Genomic DNA, 23,849 nt, shown 5'->3' with positions numbered 1-23,849 from the left:
TTTCACTATTTCTGTAGTGTTTTATTCGTTAATCGAATTGTATAATATACCTGCATAGTAAATTCAGGTTATTTTTGACGTATTATTGACATCATTTTGTCTGAAATATGTCTTTTGTCATTTTTTTGAATCAGATTTTTCTCATTAGCAAAATGTGTTTTTTCAATATACTTCTTACTTTTATATCTATAAAACAATCGTTTTTCTCTTCATACACTTGACTTTCACCCGAAAAAATGTCCTCGAAACTACCCTCGATAAACGCTTGTTTTTTGTCAAGAGAAAAATGTATTTTTAAAATTCAAACTCGAAATAATGTTATTCAAAAATAGAAAATAACTTCCCTCTTCCTCGACTAAAAGTTCATTTTTTTGTCATTTTTCCAGAACAAATAAAAAAACTGAAAGTCGATTAGACTCTCAGTTTTTTTATTTATTTTGCTGTATGTTTTCTAACGGCTGGTAAAATTTCAGTAGCAATTAATTCAATATTTTTCTCAATTTTATCAAATGGTACACCGCCAAAATCAATTTGTGCCATAAAGCGTTGTTGGCCAAATAATTCATATTGGTACAGCATTTTCTCAATGATTTGTTGTGGGCTACCAACCATTAAAGCATCACGGTAATCTATTGCATTTGTAAATTGCTGTTTCGGATACCCACCACCGCGCAGTGTAAGCATACCAGCATTAATGTGAGGGTAATATTCACTAAGTGCATCTTGTGAATTTTTTGCCGTATAAAATAAACTCGTTGTCGCAACTGGTAAACTAGCTGAATCAAATCCACTTTGTACAGCCGCCTCGCGGTAAGCATCTACTGACACTTTAAAGTTAATTGCTGGACCACCAAGTGTTGTTATCATCATTGGTACACCCGCGCGTCCCGCTTTAATTGCACTAGCTGGTGGACCTCCAACCGCACGCCAAATTGGTAAGTTATTATTTTTCGCTCTCGGAATAACCGATGCATGTGCGAGCGGTGCTCTGAACTGTCCATTCCATGTTACATGTTCCTCGTTATTAATTTTTAATAAAAGATCCATCTTCTCTTCGAATAATTCTTCATAATCATTCACGTCATAACCAAGTAAACTATATCCTCCAATACGAGATCCACGACCAGCCACAATTTCTGCACGTCCATTAGAAATCAAGTCAATTGTAGCGAAATCCTCATATACTCGAACTGGGTCAGATGTACTTAATATCGTTGCTGAACTTGCAATTTTTATATTTTTCGTAGCTTGCGCGACCGCACCTAAAATAACTGTATGAGCTTGTGTTGTAAAATGCGTTTGATGACTTTCACCGACAGCAAACACATCAAGCCCTGCCTCATCTGCTAACTTAGCTGTTTCAATTAGTTCGTGAATTCTTTTCTCTGGCGTAATTTTCTCCCCATTATGTGGATTTAAAACATGATCACCAATTGAATATAATCCAAACTCAATTCCTTTTCTTATATCTATACGGTATTTTTCCATAGTTACTCTCCCCTTTAATAAAGTAGTATTAGTTTTTTTCTAAAAACGTTGGTAAGTCAGGTATATCTCCGTATTACCTACGCCTTCACTTGATTAGTCAATTGATAGTGTAAAAAAAATTACTCTTGCGGTAATTCTTTTTTTTCACTATGCTTATGAACTTTCGTCATTAGCTCGTATAATATTTTCTGCTCTTCTTCATTTAATACATCATCAAAAAACGAAGATTGAAATGCAAGTTGCTCTGGCAATGCTCTCTCTAAAGCTGCTTCTCCTTGCTCTGTAAGACTAATTGTTTTCGTTTTCCAATCTTGTTTTCGTACAATATATCCTTCTTTTTCAAGACGAGTTAACATTCGAGAAATGCCACCTTGTGTAACAGTTACCTTTTCAGCTAACTCCATTTGTGTTAGTGGTTGATACGTACGTATTTGCAAAAGCACATCAAATTGAGCTGTCGTTAAATCAAAACGTTTTAAAAACTCATTTGACATTTGATTACTTTGGTTCGTAAATCGTATTAAACGTAACCATATTAATGATCCTATCGTATTATCACGCATGTTTGATCACTTCCTATCGTGAATCTTACTATCACTTTACCACTCAAGTGATAGTAATGCAAGAGAAAATCACATTTTTTATATAACTCAACTTACTTTTACTTAACTAAAGGCATCACTCGTGTAGTATTAGGTCTACTTGCCATTCTCTACATCTCCATAAAAAAAGGATTAAGCTCCAACGCCAATCCTTATCATGCATTTATTTTTTGTTTTCAAAACAATATGTTTGAAATTCACATCGTCTTCTAATCTATTATTTTCTTTTATCGTACCGTAAATTCATTTGAGCATACCGTCTTCATGTAAAACTTGTATAAGTTTGCATAAAAGGCTCTTGTTTACACCAATTGGGCTCTTACGGGATAAATCATTTAAGTTCTACTTTTACTTCCTCTTTAGACATAACATCAGGTCTATAAATTAATTCAAGATTAGAATCACCTTTTTTCGCTTCAAATGTTATAGCTCCTGTTAACTTACCGTTTGGATCTACATCTTTAATTTTAAAAATATTTTTATTACTAGTTGAAAATGTATGGTCCACGATACTTCCATCTCCTCTTTCAAGGTAAAAATCTAATGGATTAATTCTAACTTTTTGATTACCAATATTCTCTACTGTAACATGAACAATAACAAACTCATTACCTTTTTCCAGCTTATCATATTCTGCCACTTGTGCTATTTGTACTTTATGGACTGTTAATTTTTGATTTCTAATTTGAGTAGTTTTTTCAACATTATATTCTCTTGTATCTTCATTCTTCGTATTTTCTTTTTTGGCACTACTTTGCTCTTCCTTCGTATTATTTGATACAGTTTTAGCTACTTCTTTCTTCTCATCACATGCCGATAAACTGAAAGCTAACGTCCCTGCTAAAGTGACTGTCGCGATTTTTTTAAACATAAATTCCCTTCCCCCAATGTAAAAATGATAAAAATCCCCAAAAACTATATATTATACTAACAGATAAATGAACAGTATATTGTCGTTATGTGTCGAATGTAATAAGGCTATGTATAAGTATGAAGTCTTACTTTGCTTCATCTCTCAACTGTTCGACATATGATAAAATTTTAACAATAAGACATCCACCTTACTTACGAACTCTTTATTCCCATAACTATGTGTATCATAAATTTTTAAATAAGAAAAAATTAAAATAAAATGATAAAATTAAACAAATCACTAATATAAAGGTGGGCAGAACATGCATATTTCTAAACAATTTATAAAACCATTCCCTGAATATGAAGACATATTTTATGATGATTTGGAACAACATAAAAAGCACTTTTTACCCATTTGTTCTATAAACTTACAATGTATTGAACCGGAATTGGACGAATGGGTACATATTGTGTCAGCAAAAGAAATCCATGATGGTTGCGTGGGTGATTTCACCAAACCATTTCACACAAATTTTACGAAAGCAGATACATTAGGATTCGATGTCATTAATGGAAAATATAAATTTGAAGCGGATTGGAATTATTTCGAAATCGAACAAAATAATTCTGACATAATAGAACAAGCCTATGAGAGTAATAAAAGAGATTATCAAATCCGTAAAGAGTATTTTCAACGTAATCAAAAAATTTATCCTTATTCTAGCTTAGGAAAAGAAATAACATCTGTAGAAGTATTAGAACAAGAGTTTGCTGAAAAACAAACAAATGGCTGGGGATTAAATTATCCTGTGGTAAATGGTATCCTAGATGATGTTCGTTTTATGACAGAAGAAGGTGAAGAATTATTAGAAGACTGCGATAACGAAGACGAAATTTTTGACTTTACGAATCTTCTATATGTACCAAAAGATGAATATGGACATCCCTTTACATATGTTGGATTTGTTACAGGATATTATTTTCAAGCTTATGGTGCCGATCGTATTTACTTATTCTTTAATAAAGAATTAAGAAAAGCAGTAATTTGTTTTGAATATACATAAGATAATTAAGAAAAGTCCATTTTGAACATTATTACTTGAATCAAAATGGATTTTTTATAAATAATTTATTTCTATTTCAATTCCGCATCTACTGTGAAATGTGTAAAACCTCATATAATGTAATATCCCCTATCTCTTCAATTTCAGGCTTTACTTCATAAAATTCAAACTGACTATACCCCCACTTATCTGGGTTATACACTATTACATTCCCTTTACAATTTTCTGTATTCTGGACATTCTTATTAAAAAAGTTAAATTGAGTTTCAATCAATGAATTCTTTTGAGAAATACTCCCCACGTATTCAACAACATACTTACATTTCTTAAAATCATCACTTAGATTAACAACTAATGGAACACCTATATGTATTTGTTGCCAACCAAACGATTGTAAAATATTATCGTAATACCCTTCAAAGATAAATTTATTCATCCCTTCATGACCATTCCAAATATATAAAGGTGCATAGCAGTTATAAAAATTCCCGTCTTTCTCCATTTCCGTAATTAAATAAGCTTTAAAATTTAGTGCTTGGAAACCATCAGTTTTATAACCATTATCCTTTACCCTTTTCTTAATAATTTCCATGTCATAATCCTTTGGCAAAATGACCTTATATTGCATTCCAATCATGTTTATCACTCGCTTTCAATCTTATATACATTATGATAAATCGATAAGTAGCTAACGTAAAATAGGTATAAATTATGTTTGGTATCATTTATAATGATAGTGCATAAGGGGCTGAGATATATGGAAATAAATGATCTTATTATATTCAAAACTGTAGCCAGTGAGGGTTCTATTAGTAAAGCTGCTAAAGAGTTAGGTTATGTTCAACCGAACGTAACTGAGCGAATCAAAAAATTAGAACAAGAATTAGAAACGCCTTTACTACATAGAGATAACAAAGGCGTTTCCTTATTACCTTCTGGTGACATTTTATTAGATTACACGAATCAAATATTAACTCTATTAGAAGAAGCGAAAGATAAAATTAAAACAAGTGGGTCTTCTTATATAATCGCGACGTCACAATCGATTTTGACTAATTATTTAAGTAAGCGTATTAAAGAAAATTTCATGAATTATCAAATATATGTAGAAAATAGTAGTCATTTGCCAAAATTACTGCAGCAACAAAAAGTTGATATGGTCATCACTTATGAGGATGATTCTGGTGCAGGTTTTAAAAAAGTATTTACTACTTCAATTTCTATAGGCTTACTAAAAGATCAAGAAAAATGTATCATTGACTATTCAAAGGAACTCTTCTTCGTTAGTAATGACAAAAAGTGTCCTTTTAGAAATAAGACGATACAATTTCTAAAAGAAAATAATTTATCTCAGCGTCAACTTCAACAATTAGATTCTTATTCGCTTATGGAAGAGTTTATTCAGGACGGAAAAGGGATAGCCTTTTTGCCGATTAAAAATGATAAATTGGTACCAATTGAAGATGTTCCAGTTGAGAAATTAGCTGTTCATTTTTTTACAAATCAAAACTCTTTCAAACAAATCCCTGATGAACTATTTGGTTAATAAAAAATCCCTCCTTTATGAATCTAAAAGAGGGATTTTCATATTCTATACAATTGATTTTTCACACATTTTGCTCCACTTCTGCGCTTTTCTCCTTCTTATTCCGTTTCATATTCTTCAGTCCCTTAACCGTCCCAACCAATCCTTTCGGAAAAACGAGTAGCACGATAATATACAATAAACCTAGAATAATCGTCCATCTTTCAAAAATCGGATATTCCGTCGCTAGTTCTGATAAATAATATTTTAGTGATTCAATAATTCCAGCTCCTGCAATTGCTCCAATTAACGTTCCAACCCCACCAATCATCGTCATCAATAATGCATTTAATGTCATTTCAATTGAAAATACAGTCGTATTAACAAAACGTAATGTAATAACAAATAAACCACCGCTAATCGCAGCTACTACTCCTGCAACAATGCTAGCAATAATTTTATAATGAAGCACTTTATATCCTAGTGCTTCAACACGTTGCTCATTTTGTGAAATCGCTTTTAATACTTTTCCAATAGAAGATTTGGTGAAAAGACGTAAGAGAACAAAAATGATAAGTAAACATATAAGTGTTACATAATAAAACGTAAAACGATCACGGAATACGTCTGGTACACCAAATGTAAAACCATCTCCTCCGTGAGTGAGCCCACGCCATTTTTCAGCAAGGACGAAAAACAACTGTGAAATAGCAAGTGTTAACATTGCATAAAAATGACTTTTCAATCGTAAAGAAAGCAAACCAATTATATAACTAACGATTGCTGAAACGATAATTGCAGCTACTATTCCAATTAAAAAGTTCGTTATTGATACGCCTTGTCGATCAAATAAAAGCGCTACCCCATATGCTCCTATCCCAAAGAACATACAATGACCGAACGATACAATTCCTGTATACCCAAGCAATACATCAAAACTCATTGCAAAAATAGCAAAGATGAAGATTTGAGTGAACAAAATTAACAGGCTCCGTGAATCATTTACGAACGGAAATACACTTAAACAAATGAGCATACATACTCCGAAGTATACTTTAATTCGGTCCGATGTGTTGTTCACCATTTCACCCCTTTTCACCAACAAGTCCAGTTGGCTTCACTATTAAGAAAAATAGTAACATTAACATATTAATTGCAAGTGATAAATCTGGTATAAAATACGCTGTAAAAGCACCAGCTAATCCAACAATTAAAGAAGCAATAGCTGAACCTTGTACGCTTCCTAATCCACCGATAATTACTACTATAAAAGCTAAAATTGCATACTGCATGCCCATCTCGGCGAAAATAACGCCCGAATACGGTGCTAATAAGAATCCTCCCAAAGCTGCCATCCCTGCTCCTAATAAAAAGACGAAAGAAAATATCGCTTTTACATTAATACCAAGCGCTTGAACCATTTCTTTATCCATTACACCTGCACGGATCATAAGACCTATCTTCGTCTTTTTGAGTAATAGTAGTAGTGCGATGTAAATAATTATCCCAATCAAAATAACAAATAGACGATATTTAATTAATATAATACCTCCGAATGTAAAACTTCCTTGTAACCATAACGGTAATTTTGCACTAATAGGGTTTGGCCCCCAAAATATTTTAATACACTCACTAAGAACGAGCATTCCTCCAAGCGTAACGAGCAGCTGTCGAACATGATTTCCATATACCGGTCTAATAAGAAACCTTTCTAAAATAAATCCTAGGAACATTCCCATGGCTACTGCTCCAACTAAAGCTAATATATAACTTCCTGTCATATTAAATAACCAAACACCTGTAAATGCTCCCCATGCAAATAAACCACCGTGTGCAAAGTTTAAAACGCTCATTAGACCGAAAATAAGTGAAAGACCTGATGCTAACAAAAAAATGAGCATCCCTGTTGAAATCCCATTTACAAATAAATTGATTAACACATCCATCCTTTTCACCTCGGATTCATGTTAAGAGATTCCTAAATATTTATGACACATTTCCTTATCCTTTTTTAATTCATTCATAAAACCGTTATGAACAATTCGTCCGTTATCCATAATGTAAAAATAATCACCAATTTGACTAGCCATCATAAAATTTTGCTCAACAAGTAAAACTGTTGTTTTCTCTTTCATCTTCAAAATAGCTACCATTAATTTCTCCACCATTATCGGGGATAGCCCTTTGCTCGGTTCATCAATAAGTAATAATCCATCACTATTAATAAACGCTCTTGAAATAGCCAACATTTGCTTTTGCCCTCCGCTCAAGAGCCCACTTTTCTTATTCCAAAACTGCTTTAAATCCGGAAATAGTTCCAGCATCCACTCTATTTTCCCTTCTACTTCTTCACCTTTCCCCCTAGCAAGAGCGAATGTTTCTTCTACTGTCAAATCATGAAAAATACCTTGATTTTCTGGTACATACCCTATTCCTTTCCTTGAAATTAAATGTGTAGGTAATCCACTTACTTTTGCACTATCATAATAAATTTCACCATCTGCAATCCGGTGAAACCCCATAACTGAACGTAATGTCGTTGTTTTCCCTGCCCCGTTTCTACCAAACAGTACAGTAATCGTCCCTTTCTCAACAGTAAGAGATACTCCTTGCAAAATATGAAACTGATCTAAATACGTTTCTATATTATTCACTTGTAATAGTGCCACTATATAATCCCCCTAAATAAGCACTTTGTACACGCTCATCTTTCATAATTTCTTCTGGCAATCCTTCAGCCAATAACTCTCCATGAAATAAAACGATAAGATGATCTGACAAACCTAATATCATATCCATTTTGTGTTCGATAAGTACAATTGTGCTCTCTGGATGTTTCTTAATATTTTCAATCACTTGTAATATAGCAGGGACTTCCTCAACCGAAATACCTGCCGTCGGCTCATCAAGCAATAACACATCCGTTTTTAAAGCTAATAACATCGCAAGTTCTAGCTTTCTTTTCTCTCCATGTGCCAAATCTTTCGCTAATACGTTCTCTTTCTCGTGAAGTAATACTGTTTTTAAGAAACGTCTCGCCTCTCCAACTTGTTGCTTTAATTTTGCTGAACTCGGGAAAAAACTATAGTAATCTTGTACGAATGATTGAACACTTAAACGGACATTTTCAAGTACCGTTAATTCTGGGAATATGTTTGTAAGCTGAAAAGAGCGACCGATTCCTAAGCGTGTTCGATCTGAAATCGATAGTTTTGTAATATCTTGCCCTTTAAAATACACTTCACCTGTTGTAGGTAAAATCTGTCCACTTAGTAAATTAAATAATGTTGTCTTCCCCGCACCATTTGGCCCGATAATAGAAATGAGCTTTCCTTTTTGGACAGTTAAATTTACATCTTTAATAACATGATGTTCACCAAAAGATACGCTAAGATTTTTCGTCTCTAGCAAATGTGTCACGAAATCCCTCCCTTTAAAGCCGTGAGTATGAAAGAAATATGTATAAAGAGGGTCCCCCCCTCTTTATACAAAAACAACAGAAAATTCAGTCTATTTATTTTGAACTGGTGGTTCTGTTTCTTTCATCGTTAATTCTCGCTCTAACACTGGCACCGGATAATCAACACCATCTTGCTTTTTCAATGTGATAGAATACAGCGTCTGCATCGCTTGGTGGTCCTTCTCTCTAAACTTCATCTTTCCTTTCGGTGTATCAAATTCCATTCCTTCCATTTTCTTAATCAATGTATCTACATCTGTATCACCTTTTGTTTTCTTTAAGGCTTCTACAATAGAAATTGCTGCCGACATTCCTCCCGCTGTAAACAAATCTGGCACTGCACCATTAAAACGTTTTTTATGCTCTTCAACTAGCCAATCATTCACTTTATTTTTTGGAAGTGTGTGATAATATACAGAAAAACCTTGCATACCTACTAATGCATCCATTGTTTTTAATGCTGGTATATCTGGCGCACCTGTAGAAATTTTAATACCTTGCGCTTCCACATTCATATCTTTCAACTGTTTCCAAGGTGAATTTGCCCCTGCCCAAACGATAAATAAATAATCTGGTTTTGAACTAATGATATTTTGAATATTCGCTGTAAAATCTGTTGAATTTGTATCCGCGTATTGCTCATTCACAATGTTCGCACCTAATTTTTTCGCACCCGCTTTAAATGCAGCAATCCCTTCACGACCAAAAGCGTTATCTGGGGCAAATGTCGCAATCTTTACATCTTTTTTCGCAATTGCTGCTGCTCCTGCAATCGCATCTTGTGAGGAACTTCTTCCAGTTCTAAAAATATATTTATTCCAGTTCTTCCCGGTAATACTATCCGCAACTGCCGGTTCTACAACCATAATCTTTTCATATTCCCCGGCCAGTGGTAAAACCGCTAACGTATCACTTGAACTAGACGATCCAACTAAAAAATCAACTTTCTCTTCTTCTAATAACTTCGTAGCTTTTTTAACTGCTACATCCGCTTTCGTTTCTGTATCTTCTACAACAAACTTAATCTTTTTCCCATCTACTTTCCCAGTTCCACCAGTTGCATAGTCTAACCCTAATTCAAATCCGTTCACTGTTTGTTTTCCATACGATTCTAGCGGTCCTGTTAAAGAAGCAAGAACTCCTACCTTAATCGTTTTTTCATCCTCTGTACTTGTTTTCTTTCCTGAACAAGCTGCCGTTATTAATAACGAACCTAAAACACAACCAGTAAACATTGTCTTTAGCCACTTACGTTTTTTCATCGACATTGTGATCCTCCCCATACTTTACTTTCTGATAGAATCAAACACGCCAAAATCCCCTGTCCGTAATCATGACTAACTAATTCGATAGATAATGGAAAACTCTTGTAGTACCCTCTACATTCGGCACAAATATATAATCACCTTCCTATGTAATGGAAACGGACATACAATCAATATATATTCTGCAATCCAATTGAAAATACTGTTTCATTTCAGTAATGACCATACAAAAAGACTAACTTATTTTTAAGTTAGTCTTTTCCCCTTAATTAGAGTTAAGTTCTACTTTCTCTAACCCTTCAGCCAATTGTTTCTTATCTAGTCCTTCTCCTATTACTACTAAGTTTGTCGGGAAACCGAAGTCTTGTTCTAATAAAGTTGGTACTCCGAACGAATATTGGAATAGGTGAGGGTATTTATCTCCATGGAATTTCACAAAACCTTTCACTCGATAAATACTATCTGGTAAATTCGAAAGCCATTCATATAATTTGTCTTGATCAATCGGTTTCGTAAATTGATATGTCATCGTTTGTATATGTAAATGCTGTTTGACATGTAGTGTCTCATGTTCCTCATCATTTGGAAATTCTGCTTCTTCTATATCTTTTAAAGATATATTACAATACTTTGTCTCATACATTTTCGCATGATCATTTATTGCCTTTACTTCTTCAAATACTGTGTTCTTATCTTCATCTGTTAGTAAATCTGCTTTATTAACAAGAATGTGACTACCAAATTTAAGTTGCTCATGCAATAGCTGTTGTACATTTGCACTTAATATACTTCGATTTAACCACCTTACTGCATCTAAAACGACTACAATTGATTTCACTTCCAGAAAAGGAGCTAAAATTGGCGAGACACACGCGTCTAACACTTCAATTGGATGCGCAACACCTGTCGTTTCTATATAAATTACATCTGGTCTTTCTTGTTGGTATAACGAATGTAATTGTATTTCAAGCTCTTCTTTTAATGTACAACAAATACATCCTTTAAGAAGTTCTCTTAAAACATTCTCTTTTCCAATAATATCTGTATCTACTGAGTATTCACCAATTTCATTCATTAATACTGCAACTTTTCTATTCTTCTTTTTCTCTGCTAACAATAAATTTTGTAATAATGTTGATTTTCCACTACCTAAAAAACCACCTAATATATGAATCTCCACTTTATTCATTCAACCGACCATCCATTTCTTTACTTCAAATGTATTCAAAGCGTAATAATTACGATTTATACTTATTATTTTATTAAAAGAATGACCATTTGTAAATATAAGAGATTCACTGTTCATTTACTTCATATGCAACTCTAACTCCAGACTCAATTGCCCCTTGCATCCACCCATGTGTTAATGTCGTATGCTCTCCTGCAAAGTGTACTTTTCCAGATGGTGGTGTAATATACGGAAATAACTCGAGCTCTTGGCCTGGTTCGAAAGCTGTAAATGCACCGCAAGAATACGGATTTTTACTCCAGCTAAAAGATGTTCCAGTGACAAACTCACTATAGACGATGTCACCGTATATTTCCGCTAAATTTTTTAATGCGTAACGAATACGATCTCTTTGCGGGAGACTATCCCATGTTAACGCCTCATCTGCCCACGTATAACTTGCTATAACGATAGCTGGTCCTGGAGTATGAATGCCATAACTCGGATAGTATGTAAACCGTATCGGTAAATCAGTAATAGATTTACCTCCACACTGTCCCGCTTTCTCCCAAAATCTACTTTTAAACTCTATTGCAATTTTAGTTGCAGCAATATAATTTAATTCACGAATTGCTCTTTTTTTAAAATAAGAGAATAAATAGTATGGCTGAACTTCTACAAATCTTAACGCTGAAAATGGAATTGTAATAATAGCAAAATCACTTGTTATTGTAAATTGCTCTAGCGTTTGTTCATGATTTCCTTGTAACATTACTTTATTATCTTCTTGTATAATTTTATCAACCTTATACTGCATTAAAATATGTTCCCTTAATTGTGGTAAGAATGCATTCGATAACTTATCCATTCCACCAGTTATTTCATAATATTTCGTTGTTGAAGTAAAGAAAATCATTTCACGTAATACTTCAATTAAGGACATTCCCATATAAGCTTCCATATCAAGAAGTACCCCAATCATATCTATTGCACCATCTGAATAATACTCCATTAAAAATGAACCAAGCGAATACGTTTTATACTTTTTTTCAACGATAAGCCAGTTTTTATCAGGATCCTTCTTAATATAATTTAGTATTGGTTCTAATACTTCAATCATTAGCTCTTCTGCCGTTTTTCCTTTTTCTTTATCCAAAACCGGATATTCAAGTACACTTGGATCATTTTCAAACACATTCAATCTCGTTTGAATGTTATTCGTATAAATGATATCTGCAAAAGTTTTATTTATAAAAAGGTTTAAAGGTAGTTTAAATTTATGAATATACGCTAAGGTTAACTTATGGGTGTCAGGGATTCTCATCGGTCCCGCATTAAAATATAAACCCACACTAAATGGTTCCCGAATCGTATACACCCTGCCACCTATTCTGTTATTTGCTTCTATAATCGTTACTTCGTGCCCAGCCTCTTTTAATAAAGAACCTGCAACTAATCCAGAAATCCCTGCACCTGCAATCGTAATCCGTTTTGGGTTATTCTTTTTAAAAAGCCCTGCATGAATAATATGAAGCATTTCTTCCATTGCTAATGGGTTCCCCATGCCATTTCCCCTTTTACAAAGGATTTTACTGAATTATATTCGGTTCACTGAATTCCTATGTTTTGTTCGCGGATTTGCACGGATACATTTTCAAATACTTGAATATCTTTTATAAAATGTAATAAACTAGATATGACTCTATAGAAGTAAGACGTATTATCTTACATAACAAAACCAATGAAATTGCGAGGAATTTTGAAATGAAAAAAGGTATTAACCGTGTTGTATTAGTAGGAACAGGAGCAGTTGGATGTAGTTATGCTTACTGCATGATTAACCAAGCCGTAGCTGAAGAATTTGTTTTAGTCGATGTAAATGAGGCAAAAGCTGAAGGAGAAGCAATGGATTTAAGTCATGCTGTTCCATTCGCACCAGCTCCAACTAGAGTATGGAAAGGCAGCTACGAAGATTGTAAAGATGCTGACCTTGTAGTTATTACAGCTGGATTACCACAAAAGCCAGGCGAAACACGTTTAGATTTAGTTGAGAAAAACGCCAAAATCTTTAAACAAATCGTTCGCAGTATTATGGATAGCGGATTTGATGGCATCTTCTTAATCGCAACAAACCCTGTAGATATTTTAACTTATGTAACTTGGAAAGAATCTGGTTTACCGAAAGAACGTGTAATCGGTTCTGGTACAACGCTTGATTCTGCTCGTTTCCGCTATATGTTAGGTGAGTACTTCGATATTGGTCCACACAACATTCACGCTTATATTATCGGAGAACACGGCGATACTGAACTTCCAGTTTGGAGCCATGTTTCCGTTGGTATCCAAAAACTACAAACACTGCTTGAAAAAGACAACACGTATAATCAAGAAGATTTAGACAAAATTTTCATAAACGTCCGTGATGCAGCTTACCATATTATTGAGCGTAAAGGCGCAACTTATTATGGTATCGGCATGTCACTTCTACGTGTTACAAAAGCAATTTTAAACGACGAAAATAGTGTATTAACTGTATCAGCTTACTTAGAAGGGCAATATGGTCAAAAAGATGTTTATATAGGGGTACCTGCTGTTTTAAATCGCGGCGGTGTTCGTGAAATTTTAGAAGTTGAATTAAGTGAAGATGAAGAATTAAAATTCGATCACTCTGTTCAAGTATTGAAAGAAACAATGGCTCCGGTTCTTTAATGAAAATAAAAAGCAATCCAATTTATTTTGGATTGCTTTTTATTTTCATTATCTCCTATGACTTTTTGTGATTTTCTATCATTTCTTATTTTTTAGTCGCATCCTCATTATTTATATCAAGTACATCTAATAAAAAGATAAAGATTGGTATCCCGATAATAAGCCCCCATATTCCGAGGAAATGCTCTGAGAAGATAAGAATCATAAATGTGTAGAATATTGGTAAATTTGTTTTTGCAGACATAAACTTCGGATTTAAAAAATAACTTTCAAGAGCATGGATTACTGTTATGAATACGAGTATGTATACTACGTACATAACTCCGCCTACGTTGTAAGCAATGATACAAAGTGGAAACAAAGAAATAATCACACCTGCAACAGGAATCAAGCCTAGTAAGAAAATCATAACAGCTAATACAAGTAGCTGTGGAAATCCTAAAACGATTAATGCAATAACAGTAAGAATACAATTTACCACGGCAATTAAAAACTGAGCTTCAATTACTTTTCCGAACGATCTTGCAAATCTTTCACCAAAATATGCAATTTCCTCATAAAAGATTTTTAACTTACTATCTTTAAACTTAGATGTAAATGTAATAATACGCTCTTTTTCTAATAAGAAAAATAAGCTTAAAATTAGAGATAATAATATTTGTAAACTTACCTTCCCTATATTTGCTATTGATTGATATATGACATCTACACCTTGTTCTATATATTTTGATACTTCCATCCCATTAATTGTCGAAAGTGCATATTTAACGATTTCATTATCAGGTGGATTTTGAAAAAATAGTTTAAACTGATAAATTAATTGTGAAATTTGTATCGTCAGCACAGGTAAATATTTATATAACGTTGTGCCTATAAAGGAAACTAGTATTATATATAAACATGCAATAACAATTTTCCGGTTTACTTTCAATTTTCTTGAAATAAAACGTTGAAATCGATCCATTAAAAACGTCAGTATAAACGTAATTAATATTAAATTAATCATACTTTTTAATGCGTATAATACAAGCGCTACTATTATTAAAACGAGAAACCGTTGAAACCCTCTACTTCGAAAAAAACTCTTTACTTCATTCATTAAGAATTAACCTCCCCCTTCAATGGATGGAAATTGAATATATTACATTTTATGAACTCCTATAGACAATCTTTCTTACTAATTGAGAAGAATCCTTTTTTTCTTTTCATATTGTTAGATTCGTTTAACTGGAATCCACCAACATATTTCGGTGGATTCCAGTTATTTTTCATATAATCTTTTATAAACTAGGTAATTTTCTATTTTTAGACTGCTGTTCATACGCATATCCAATATTGAAAAGCTCTTTTTCACCAAACTGTTTCCCTACAAACACTACACCGATTGGTTCTCCATTTTTATCATATCCAGCAGGAACCGCTAATTCCGGATAACCAGCTACAGCTGATAGAAGAACTTCATCGTTATTAATCATAACTAGAGCATCCAAACCTTTTTCTACTAAATACCTATCTAGCTCTTTTCTTGCATTTTCTTGACTCGTTTGCACTACGTTTTCAAACTCTTCTTTCGTTATAACAGATTTTTCAGACCCTTCAATTAATGTTTGTCCGTATTTTATTCGTCTTTTACTATCCTTTTTATTAAACGCTATAATCTCTTCTAACGATTTTACCGGTACATTCTTTTGCTGTGAAAGATAGTCGTTTACATTATGCTTGAACTCATATTCTAATGTTTGCAAATTATCTACACCCTCAGCACTTAACTGGATATTATCAGTTAATATCGCACTTGCATCTTGAAGGTCTTTTCTAATTTTTTCTGCTACTGCTTTTCTATTTTCATCTTGTTGGTCTACAGAAAAAAGAAGCCCTATCTTTTTCCCTTTTAATCCATCTATTGATAAATCCTTTGTATAATCAATTCTTTCTTTATCTTTCATTTTTTCTGTCATAACATCTTTTTCGTCATAACCTATCATTGCATTAAATAACGTTGCTGCATCTTTTACCGTTCTTGCCATAGGTCCTGCTGTATCAAGAGTTTCAACTAACGGAATAATTCCTGTTCTACTTACCATACCTAAAGATGGACGTAACCCAACTACTGATTGCTGCGCCGCTGGTGCAACAATCGATCCCGTCGTTTCTGTTCCAATTGCAAGCGGTGCAAAATCTGCTGCAACTACTGTAGCAGATCCTGAACTTGATCCTGAAGTATCGAATGTAATCGGACCGTACGGGTTTAAATTTTGTCCTTTCTTCCCGCTATACCCACTTGGCATTGTAAAAGATAAATAGTTCGCCCACTCAGACATATTCGCTTTTCCTAAAACAAATGCTCCTTCTTCTTTCAACTGCTTCACAATTGTTGCGTCTTGATCTGCAATCCAATCTTTTAATACATAAGTTCCTGCACTAGTCGGCATCACTTTTTCCGTCTGTACATTATCTTTTACAACGACAGGAATACCATATAAATTCGAATTTTTGTTTCTACCCCGCTCTTGATCTAACTTTCTTGCTTCTTCCATCGCATTAGGATTTATCTCTGTAACAGAATTTAATGTTATTCCATTTTGATCATGTTCTTGTATTCTAAAGAGATAAATACTCGTTAATTCTTCATATGACAACTTTCCATCATCAATCATTTTTTGAAGCTCATCTACAGTCGCATTTACGACTTCTTTTTCTTTTATCTTTACATTTTCTATATTGATTCCTTTAAGCTGATTATGTATCGGTTGTAGCACTCTTTCTTTATCATATACAATACGCTCAGATTCCTTTGGAAAATAATTTTTATACACGTAATATCCACCAGCACACGCTAATAAGACAATGCCTCCAGTGATAGACAGCGTTACCTTTACCCATTTCTTCATGTTGCTTCCTCCACTCTATAAGATGCTTAGCTATACAAAAAAGAGAGTTACCTTTTACTTAACTCTCTCCAATCAAAATGCTAAATGAAAAAATGAAAGATTTCAATCTAATTACTTCTTTTTTTGCATTTGCTTTGCTAACATTTCTTTCACTTGATTATACGTTAACCCTGAATTTTTATTTAAACGCTTTACTTCCTCAACATCAGTACCTACCACTGTATATTTTTTCTCATCATTCATTTTTCTAATTCCCTTCTCACCGTATTATTTCTTATATTTCTTCCCTAAATACGCATAAATTAACACCACTACAAAAAAGGAAGCTGTTTTTAAGCACAGCTTCCTTCTCGTTACATATTGTATTTCTTAATAAAATTTCACTACATCTTCAGTAGGTAAGAACGTTCTTTCTGCTGGTTGTTCGTTTGGTTCACCAAATGGCATTTGACCTACTAAGCTCCACTCTGCCGGAATGTTCCAAGTTTCTTTCACTTCAGCATCTACGATTGGGTTGTAATGTTGTAATGACGCTCCAATTCCTTCAGCAGATAATAGCATCCACACAGTATGTTGTAACATCGCATTTCCTTGATGAGACCAGAATGGGAACTGATCTTTATATAATGGCGCATTTTCTTGCATTTTTTCTACAGTTGCTTGATCTTCAAAGAATAGAACTGTTCCTACACCTGCATGGAAGCCTTTTAGTCTTTCTACAGTCGCTTCAAAGTTTTCTGCTGGTACGCGGGCTCTTAGTGTTTCTTTAACGATATCCCAAAACTTTTCATGCTCTCCATCCATTAATACAACCATACGACCACTTTGCATATTGAAAGATGTTGGTGCGTGTAAAGCTGTTTTTAACACTTCTTCAATTCTGTCTTTCGTAATTGCATCGTTTTTTGCTACTTTACGAATTGAACGGCGGTTCACAATTGCTTCTTTTAAGTTTGTTGTAGTTGCTGACATTTTAATTCCTCCAAATGTTTGTTTTATAATTTATTTTGTTATTTCATAACAAGCTAATTAGCAATATCCATCGGTATTACATTGCATACCTTCAAATGAATTTGTTTTATCCTTTTCAATTTCTTTATCAATGACCCTTTCTAGTGTTTCTTTACTAGCAAGCCCTTGAATGACTTCATCTCCAATCATGACAGTTGGAACAGCCATAATATTCGCTTCATCATATGCGTGCTGAATTGCTTCTTGATGTTTTTCCTTATATTTACGAGTTACTAAAGCATCTTTAAATTCTGCTTCAGGAAGTCCTACTTCTACCGCTAATTTTGTTAACACATCAATATCTTCAATGTTTTGCTCTTCTTGGAAAAATGCTGTGAATACGCGGTGGTGATACTCATTACCTAGTCCACGTTCTTTTGCAAATTGACATCCTTCGAAAGCTAAATGTGTATATGGGTGCGGTGAAACACGTGGCAAGCGCATATCGATTCCTAATTTCTTCGCTGTCGGAAGAATGAAAGCATCCCATGAACCTAATTTTTCTGGTTCATTCCATGGATCTATTTTTGAATATGGACTTGGACGTAATTCAAATGGCATCCATTCAATCTCTACATCTTTCTCTTTCGCTACCTCATCTAATGGACCTTTTGCTAAAAAACAAAACGGACATATAAAATCTGAGTATACTTTCATTTTTACAGTCATAACTTTTACACCTTACCTTATCGTTGTAATCAAATCAGTTACATTAATGATAAAAAAATATAAATATTATTTAAGCATTCATTTTTTCTTGCAAAGTTTCAAACAACTGCCCCATCGTAATATTTCTCAAAACTTCTTCCATCGCGGATTGTGCTTGAATTAAAATAATTTCTAACACCGCTTGAATATTCGCCCCAATTGGACAATCTGGATTTGGTTGCTCGTGAATATGAAATAGCTTGTCTTCTTCGACTACGTTCACTGCATGATACACATCTAACAATGTGATTTCATGTAAATCCTTTAGTAATCCCGCGCCACCCGGTCCACGATTTACGTAAACAAAGCCAGCTTGTTTCAAGTACGACATGATTTTACGAATGACTACTGGATTTGTATTGACACTCTCAGCCATATAGTCTGAAGTACAAAGTGAAGATGGATTGTTTTTCAAAATAGATAAAATATGAACAGCTATGGAAAAGCGGCTACTAATTTTCATCGTAATCACCACCTCGATGTAATCATTATAGTTACAACTGAAAAATAAGTCAATCCTTTTCATAGATTTTTTATAAGTAAATTAAAAAGTGTCCCATTATGATATATGAGACACCTCTTTTTATTCTGCAAATAGCGATTGAAATTCTTCAATAAATAGCTGCACAGCGATTGAAGAATCCTTTAATGAAGGAACAGCTAAAGCAATTTCTCTCCATACTTGTGGTTCCAATTCTCTCGTTTGCACATTTTTTGGTAAATTCGTTAAAGATAATTCAGCTAATATTGCAATGCCTAATCCTTCTTGAATCATATTTAAAGCTGTAGTAACTGTCGAAATTACATACTCAGCCCGAAGTGGTACGTTTGCTTGTTTAAACATATCAATAATAGGTGGTTCGTATCCGCCCTTACATAATATGATTGGTTCATTCTCTAAATCACTAATTGTAATAGAGTCCTTCTTACAGAGAGGATGATCCTCTCTTAAGATAGCAACCATTTTCCCCTTCGTTAATGGAACAATCTCCATATCTTTATTAGGCAAAATAACAATTCCTATATCAATAACCCTCGATACTAACCAATCTTCAACTTCTTTAATCGTTCCTTCACAAAGAACCACTTCTAATTTCGGATACTTCTCCTTAAAAAGGTTTATCATTTTGGGTAAGAAATGTGCAGAAGCACTCGGAAAACTACCAATTCGAATCGTCCCAACTTCGTGTCCTTTCTCCATCGCAACTTCTTGTTCAATCTTCTCTACACCGTTCAAAATCTCTCTAATATGTACAAGAATCCTGTTTCCTACATCCGTAACGAGGAGCCCTTTTCGTTTATCACGTATAAGAATAGTAACTCCTAACTCTGACTCAATACTTGAAATCGCATGACTAACAGCTGGCTGCGTCATATTTAATACCCTGGCAGCTTTCGTAAAACTACCTAACTCAACAGTTTTTATTAATACTTGCAGTTGTGTAATGGTCATAACTAATCACTTATACTCCTCATAAAAAAGATTCATTTTATTTATTACAGTCGATATCATATCATAGTGAAATGAATAACAACAAGGAGGTCTTTCAGTGACACAGCTTTCTCGAACTAAGACGGCCATCATCCTTACCTTTCTCGTTTTCATGTGGGGAATCAATTGGCCTTTATCAAAGTTTGCCCTGCATTATACACCACCTGTTTTATTTGCAGGCGTTCGAACTTTAATTGGAGGATTCATTTTACTCCTGTTCGCATTACCGAAATACAAAGAGTTACATTTAAAAGAAACGTGGCATTTATACGTTATTTCTTCTTTACTTAACATCATTATATTTTACGGATTACAAACTGTCGGCCTTCAATATATGCCTGCTGGGTTATTTTCCGCCATTGTATTTCTACAACCAGTTTTACTCGGTATTTTCTCGTGGATATGGCTTGAAGAATCAATGTACGGCTTGAAAATTTTCGGGCTTGTTCTCGGATTTATTGGTGTAGGTGTTATTAGCTCTAGCAGTTTAACAGGACATATTTCTATCATTGGAATCCTTCTCGCGTTAGGATGCGCTATCGGCTGGGCACTTGGCACAGTATTTATTAAGAAGACTGGTCACCGTGTTAATGCCATTTGGATGGTAACACTTCAGCTTATTATTGGTGGCCTTTGCTTAATTGGATTTGGTTCAGAGTTTGAAAGCTGGTCTAGTATCGCTTGGAGTATGCCATTTGTTAGCGTACTTCTCTTTATTTCATTCTTTGTTATTGCAATGGGGTGGCTTGCATACTTCACACTTGTTGGAGCTGGTGAAGCAAGTAAAGTTGGGGCTTATACATTCCTCATTCCACTAATAGCTATTATTGTAAGTTCAATTTTCTTACATGAGGCTATTACCATTAGCTTATTCATCGGACTATTATTTATTGTTGTGAGTATTTGTTTTGTAAATATAAAACCGAAAACACTTGCTGTAAGGCAGCAAGTTGAATTGAAATAAACGTAAGAAAGAGCCTACTGTTTGTAGGCTCTTTCTTACGTCTTACTTTTTACGACGTACTACAAAAACACACGCACTTACCGACGATACTATGGCAAAAATAGATAAGACAATTGCTATCAATTGCATATTACTAGTACCTTCATTTTTTTCTACACTAGACACTTCACCATGTTCTCCTGTTAATGACGTACCTTTTGCAATTGTAGTAAGTGAATGCGGTTTTTCAGCTTTTTCATCACCTGTCCATTCAACAATTTCTCCATCTTTATATTGTTGATATGCGTCCCAAGCTATTTTTTGCTCTTTATCCGGATTTTTAGCGACGAAAGTAAATCGCTGGAACTGACCTGTTAAAATTCCTTCTCCTGTCGCTTCCCATACTACAGTTTTAACTTTTCCGGCATTATCTTTTTGCTCCTCAACTTTCCATCCTGGCACTGGTTCATACTGTTGGAACTCCACTCCAGACGGTATTTTCAGTGTAACTTTTGTCGTTGCTACATTTTTTTCAACTGGTACTTTTATCGTATAAGTCTCCCAAGAACCAACGTCAGAAGTTGCTGGTTTTACAGTGACGTGCGCACTAACAGGTAACGAAAACATTCCCATTGCAATAATTGTTGCGATCATTGTTGTTCCTAATTTTTTTATACGTTTCATTTTCTATTTACTCCTTTTCATCTATAACATCTGTTTATCCTGCTACTCGCTAGCAGCATGATTGGTAAAATTTTATCTGCCACCTACAATAAATTTAAAATCTGTATCGAAACTATCAAGAGATTTTGTTAATCCATGAACATGTATATTCCAGTTTCCTGTCATATTAATATACATACCTTCTGCTTCATATTCTCCTGGTGAAACTACTGAAACTTTAAATGAACCTTTTCCCATGTTCATATCTAATGATTGAGTCGTCAATATCATTTGTTCCATATCAGTAACAGGCTGTCCCTTTTCGTCCTTTAGTGTAATATGGAATTTATTTTGTCCTACCTTATTCGGACTTACATTTAGCGTAAGTTCATATCCATTATCTAATTGCTTACTCTCTGTAAATGGTCCAGTAGGAGGCATCGGTGGTGTTTGTACGTTTGTCATAAAAGCTACGATTACGAAAATGATAATTCCAATGACAAACTCTACTTTCACCGTAGCTCCTAATCCTTGCTGCGCTCTTATTCTCCCTTTCACATAATGAATAATTCCCAATATCCCCATGAAAATAAATAATAGTATCTTTGCTAATAAAGCCAATCCATACTTCGTATCAAATAACGAGTGGATTGTTGGAATAAAAAATGTACTATTAAAAAGGCCTGTTATTAAAATCACAATGACAGCACCTGTTGCCCACGGTGAAAAACGCTTAATCATATCCCAATACATATGCCACTTATTATCCTCTTTACATAAAAGAAGAATAATAGATGATAAACCACCAACCCATAATGAAGCTGCTAATAAATGTAGAAAATCCATAACGACAGCAATGTCTTTAAACTTTAAACCGTATGCGTGACTATTAAAGGCCTTCATAACAAGTAGCCCTATAAACAATAGTATTGGAATACTCCATACTTTAAACGACGAAAACTTCTCATGCTTCACCGCAAAATACGTAACAATTATAAGCGTACTAATGAGAACCATTTGAGTAATCCATACATAACCAAAAACAGAAAGCTGTAATGTTTCTTTTAATAGTAAAGGATTGAATGCTTCTAGCCATGAAACATCAGCATTTATTTTCGCTTGCAGTGGTAGATTGAATAACAAGCTAATCAATATCCCAAATAAAGAGATCCATATTATGTTCTTACTCCTTGATCGAACCGAGGTTGCATTGCCTTTATACATAATAAGATTAAAGAATAGCACTCCTATAAATAGTGAGAAACTTGTATATAAAATTCCACGTTCCATAATCATATCGATTTGTGGGACGTAGCCCATCTCTTCCACTTGTATATCGTCTGTTTCCGCTTCCGCTAATCCAACCCGGAACGGGATAACTCCTTGAATTGGATGTCCATCAGCTGAAATCACTTTCCACTGAATAGAGTAAAGACCATTTTTGAGATTGTCTTTTAATCCAGCTTCTAATAGCTTTTTATTTTTTTTATCAATATGAGCATCTTTTAAATCGACCCTTTTACCTGATGTATCTCTCACGTACAATGTATTAAAACTTGAAACTTGTATGTCCTCATCGAATTCGATTTTTACAACAGATGGTGCTTTCTTCAATGTTTCATTTTCAGTAGGGTTTGATTTCACAACGTACGCATGAGCAGATGCACTTTGCGGTATCAATATGATAAGCACACACACAAGTAATAGCCATGTCCCTAATCTTCTCATTACTTTCACACTCATTTCACTTCTTTCTTCCTCATTGCTCTATTTTCATTACTTTAACTTCCGAAGTTTGATTCTCGGGCGAAATATTAACCTGATTAAATATAAACTTCTAATATAATAGTAACTATCACGATAGATACAACTTACATTTTTAAAGCCGATTGTTATTATATCATAAAATATATTTATGTAAGTTATCAAAGAAGAAAAGTTATCGTGAATCATTTGTGAAGAAAATGTGAAATACATAAATAAAAAGGTATTACGTTATTACGTA

General features: G+C 34.0%; 24 protein-coding genes. 4 read left to right on the top strand and 20 right to left on the bottom strand.

The features are described from left to right. Nucleotides 1–432 precede the first annotated feature (432 nt). The 3 genes from HMPREF2590_RS09945 to HMPREF2590_RS09935 form a co-directional block, all read right to left on the bottom strand. On the bottom strand, nucleotides 433–1,488 hold the full coding sequence (locus HMPREF2590_RS09945; RefSeq protein ID WP_000417541.1) for an LLM class flavin-dependent oxidoreductase: 1,056 nt from the start codon (nucleotides 1,486–1,488) through the stop codon (nucleotides 433–435). Nucleotides 1,489–1,607: 119 nt separating this feature from the next. Next, a complete protein-coding gene (locus tag HMPREF2590_RS09940) occupies nucleotides 1,608–2,051 on the bottom strand; it encodes a MarR family winged helix-turn-helix transcriptional regulator (RefSeq protein ID WP_001205523.1) in 444 nt (147 codons plus the stop codon). Nucleotides 2,052–2,421: 370 nt separating this feature from the next. Further along, entirely contained in the window at nucleotides 2,422–2,961 is a 540-nt protein-coding gene (locus tag HMPREF2590_RS09935) for a DUF4352 domain-containing protein (RefSeq protein WP_000473158.1), read from the bottom strand. Between the two features lie 304 nt (nucleotides 2,962–3,265). On the opposite strand from HMPREF2590_RS09935, the gene HMPREF2590_RS09930 reads away from it, so the two are divergent. Continuing rightward, nucleotides 3,266–4,009 (top strand): hypothetical protein, encoded by a 744-nt coding sequence (locus HMPREF2590_RS09930; protein WP_000548213.1) that lies wholly within the window; start codon nucleotides 3,266–3,268, stop codon nucleotides 4,007–4,009. An 88-nt stretch (nucleotides 4,010–4,097) separates the two neighbouring features. On the opposite strand, the gene HMPREF2590_RS09925 is transcribed toward HMPREF2590_RS09930, so the two are convergent. After that, nucleotides 4,098–4,646, bottom strand: a complete 549-nt coding sequence (locus tag HMPREF2590_RS09925) for a DUF4865 family protein (protein ID WP_000579889.1) — start codon at nucleotides 4,644–4,646, stop codon at nucleotides 4,098–4,100. Between the two features lie 120 nt (nucleotides 4,647–4,766). On the opposite strand from HMPREF2590_RS09925, the gene HMPREF2590_RS09920 reads away from it, so the two are divergent. Beyond that, nucleotides 4,767–5,555, top strand: coding sequence for a LysR family transcriptional regulator (locus tag HMPREF2590_RS09920; protein WP_000405005.1), 789 nt, complete (start codon nucleotides 4,767–4,769; stop codon nucleotides 5,553–5,555). A gap of 61 nt (nucleotides 5,556–5,616) precedes the next feature. Here the strand turns inward: HMPREF2590_RS09920 and HMPREF2590_RS09915 are convergent, their stop codons facing one another. The 7 genes from HMPREF2590_RS09915 to HMPREF2590_RS09885 all read right to left on the bottom strand — a co-directional run bounded on the left by HMPREF2590_RS09915 (nucleotide 5,617) and on the right by HMPREF2590_RS09885 (nucleotide 12,991). Then, nucleotides 5,617–6,570: a branched-chain amino acid ABC transporter permease gene (locus tag HMPREF2590_RS09915; protein ID WP_002040965.1), complete on the bottom strand. Its 954-nt coding sequence runs from the start codon at nucleotides 6,568–6,570 to the stop codon at nucleotides 5,617–5,619. Nucleotides 6,571–6,619: 49 nt separating this feature from the next. Beyond that, nucleotides 6,620–7,480, bottom strand: a complete 861-nt coding sequence (locus HMPREF2590_RS09910; protein ID WP_000382787.1) for a branched-chain amino acid ABC transporter permease — start codon at nucleotides 7,478–7,480, stop codon at nucleotides 6,620–6,622. 21 nt (nucleotides 7,481–7,501) lie between these two features. After that, nucleotides 7,502–8,203 carry an ABC transporter ATP-binding protein gene (locus HMPREF2590_RS09905; RefSeq protein WP_001196709.1) on the bottom strand — a complete coding sequence of 234 codons (702 nt, stop codon included), beginning with the start codon at nucleotides 8,201–8,203 and terminating at the stop codon, nucleotides 7,502–7,504. Beyond that, a complete protein-coding gene (locus HMPREF2590_RS09900) occupies nucleotides 8,181–8,954 on the bottom strand; it encodes an ABC transporter ATP-binding protein (RefSeq protein WP_000149321.1) in 774 nt (257 codons plus the stop codon). The genes HMPREF2590_RS09905 and HMPREF2590_RS09900 overlap by 23 nt, the downstream gene beginning before the upstream one ends. 90 nt (nucleotides 8,955–9,044) lie before the next feature. Next, nucleotides 9,045–10,262 carry a substrate-binding domain-containing protein gene (locus tag HMPREF2590_RS09895; protein ID WP_000062000.1) on the bottom strand — a complete coding sequence of 406 codons (1,218 nt, stop codon included), beginning with the start codon at nucleotides 10,260–10,262 and terminating at the stop codon, nucleotides 9,045–9,047. Between the two features lie 262 nt (nucleotides 10,263–10,524). After that, nucleotides 10,525–11,448, bottom strand: coding sequence for a CobW family GTP-binding protein (locus HMPREF2590_RS09890; RefSeq protein WP_001044939.1), 924 nt, complete (start codon nucleotides 11,446–11,448; stop codon nucleotides 10,525–10,527). Nucleotides 11,449–11,554: 106 nt separating this feature from the next. After that, nucleotides 11,555–12,991: a flavin monoamine oxidase family protein gene (locus HMPREF2590_RS09885; protein WP_000527994.1), complete on the bottom strand. Its 1,437-nt coding sequence runs from the start codon at nucleotides 12,989–12,991 to the stop codon at nucleotides 11,555–11,557. Nucleotides 12,992–13,191: 200 nt separating this feature from the next. Here HMPREF2590_RS09885 and HMPREF2590_RS09880 point away from each other — a divergent pair, with 200 nt between their 5' ends. Continuing rightward, nucleotides 13,192–14,136 (top strand): L-lactate dehydrogenase, encoded by a 945-nt coding sequence (locus HMPREF2590_RS09880; protein ID WP_000715321.1) that lies wholly within the window; start codon nucleotides 13,192–13,194, stop codon nucleotides 14,134–14,136. An 85-nt stretch (nucleotides 14,137–14,221) separates the two neighbouring features. On the opposite strand, the gene HMPREF2590_RS09875 is transcribed toward HMPREF2590_RS09880, so the two are convergent. The 7 genes from HMPREF2590_RS09875 to HMPREF2590_RS09845 all read right to left on the bottom strand — a co-directional run bounded on the left by HMPREF2590_RS09875 (nucleotide 14,222) and on the right by HMPREF2590_RS09845 (nucleotide 20,199). Beyond that, nucleotides 14,222–15,235 (bottom strand): AI-2E family transporter, encoded by a 1,014-nt coding sequence (locus tag HMPREF2590_RS09875; protein ID WP_001006597.1) that lies wholly within the window; start codon nucleotides 15,233–15,235, stop codon nucleotides 14,222–14,224. A gap of 181 nt (nucleotides 15,236–15,416) precedes the next feature. Next, the gene (locus HMPREF2590_RS09870; protein WP_050821769.1) at nucleotides 15,417–17,027 is read right to left on the bottom strand and encodes an amidase family protein; all 1,611 of its coding nucleotides are present in this window, start codon (nucleotides 17,025–17,027) and stop codon (nucleotides 15,417–15,419) included. A gap of 111 nt (nucleotides 17,028–17,138) precedes the next feature. Then, nucleotides 17,139–17,270 (bottom strand): hypothetical protein, encoded by a 132-nt coding sequence (locus HMPREF2590_RS30685; protein WP_000997344.1) that lies wholly within the window; start codon nucleotides 17,268–17,270, stop codon nucleotides 17,139–17,141. A gap of 126 nt (nucleotides 17,271–17,396) precedes the next feature. Then, a complete protein-coding gene (locus HMPREF2590_RS09860; protein ID WP_001277009.1) occupies nucleotides 17,397–17,999 on the bottom strand; it encodes a nitroreductase family protein in 603 nt (200 codons plus the stop codon). A 57-nt stretch (nucleotides 18,000–18,056) separates the two neighbouring features. Further along, a complete protein-coding gene (locus HMPREF2590_RS09855; RefSeq protein WP_000216673.1) occupies nucleotides 18,057–18,707 on the bottom strand; it encodes a DsbA family oxidoreductase in 651 nt (216 codons plus the stop codon). A gap of 70 nt (nucleotides 18,708–18,777) precedes the next feature. Next, on the bottom strand, nucleotides 18,778–19,209 hold the full coding sequence (locus HMPREF2590_RS09850) for an Rrf2 family transcriptional regulator (protein WP_000704073.1): 432 nt from the start codon (nucleotides 19,207–19,209) through the stop codon (nucleotides 18,778–18,780). Between the two features lie 120 nt (nucleotides 19,210–19,329). Continuing rightward, nucleotides 19,330–20,199 carry a LysR family transcriptional regulator gene (locus HMPREF2590_RS09845; RefSeq protein WP_000156771.1) on the bottom strand — a complete coding sequence of 290 codons (870 nt, stop codon included), beginning with the start codon at nucleotides 20,197–20,199 and terminating at the stop codon, nucleotides 19,330–19,332. 97 nt (nucleotides 20,200–20,296) lie between these two features. Between HMPREF2590_RS09845 and HMPREF2590_RS09840 the strand changes: the two genes are divergently transcribed. Further along, the gene (locus HMPREF2590_RS09840; RefSeq protein WP_000192805.1) at nucleotides 20,297–21,202 is read left to right on the top strand and encodes a DMT family transporter; all 906 of its coding nucleotides are present in this window, start codon (nucleotides 20,297–20,299) and stop codon (nucleotides 21,200–21,202) included. Between the two features lie 42 nt (nucleotides 21,203–21,244). Here the strand turns inward: HMPREF2590_RS09840 and HMPREF2590_RS09835 are convergent, their stop codons facing one another. Together HMPREF2590_RS09835 and HMPREF2590_RS09830 are read right to left on the bottom strand one after the other, a co-directional pair. Further along, complete coding sequence (locus tag HMPREF2590_RS09835; protein ID WP_000821399.1) at nucleotides 21,245–21,865, bottom strand: YcnI family copper-binding membrane protein; 621 nt, start codon at nucleotides 21,863–21,865, stop codon at nucleotides 21,245–21,247. 72 nt (nucleotides 21,866–21,937) lie between these two features. After that, nucleotides 21,938–23,587 (bottom strand): copper resistance CopC/CopD family protein, encoded by a 1,650-nt coding sequence (locus HMPREF2590_RS09830; RefSeq protein WP_000114337.1) that lies wholly within the window; start codon nucleotides 23,585–23,587, stop codon nucleotides 21,938–21,940. Nucleotides 23,588–23,849 lie beyond the last annotated feature (262 nt).

Source organism: Bacillus sp. HMSC036E02, from assembly GCF_001836235.1.
Lineage (GTDB): Bacteria > Bacillota > Bacilli > Bacillales > Bacillaceae_G > Bacillus_A > Bacillus_A cereus.
Note: the sequence above shows the minus strand (reverse complement) of the source record. Positions and strands in the feature narration are given on the sequence as shown.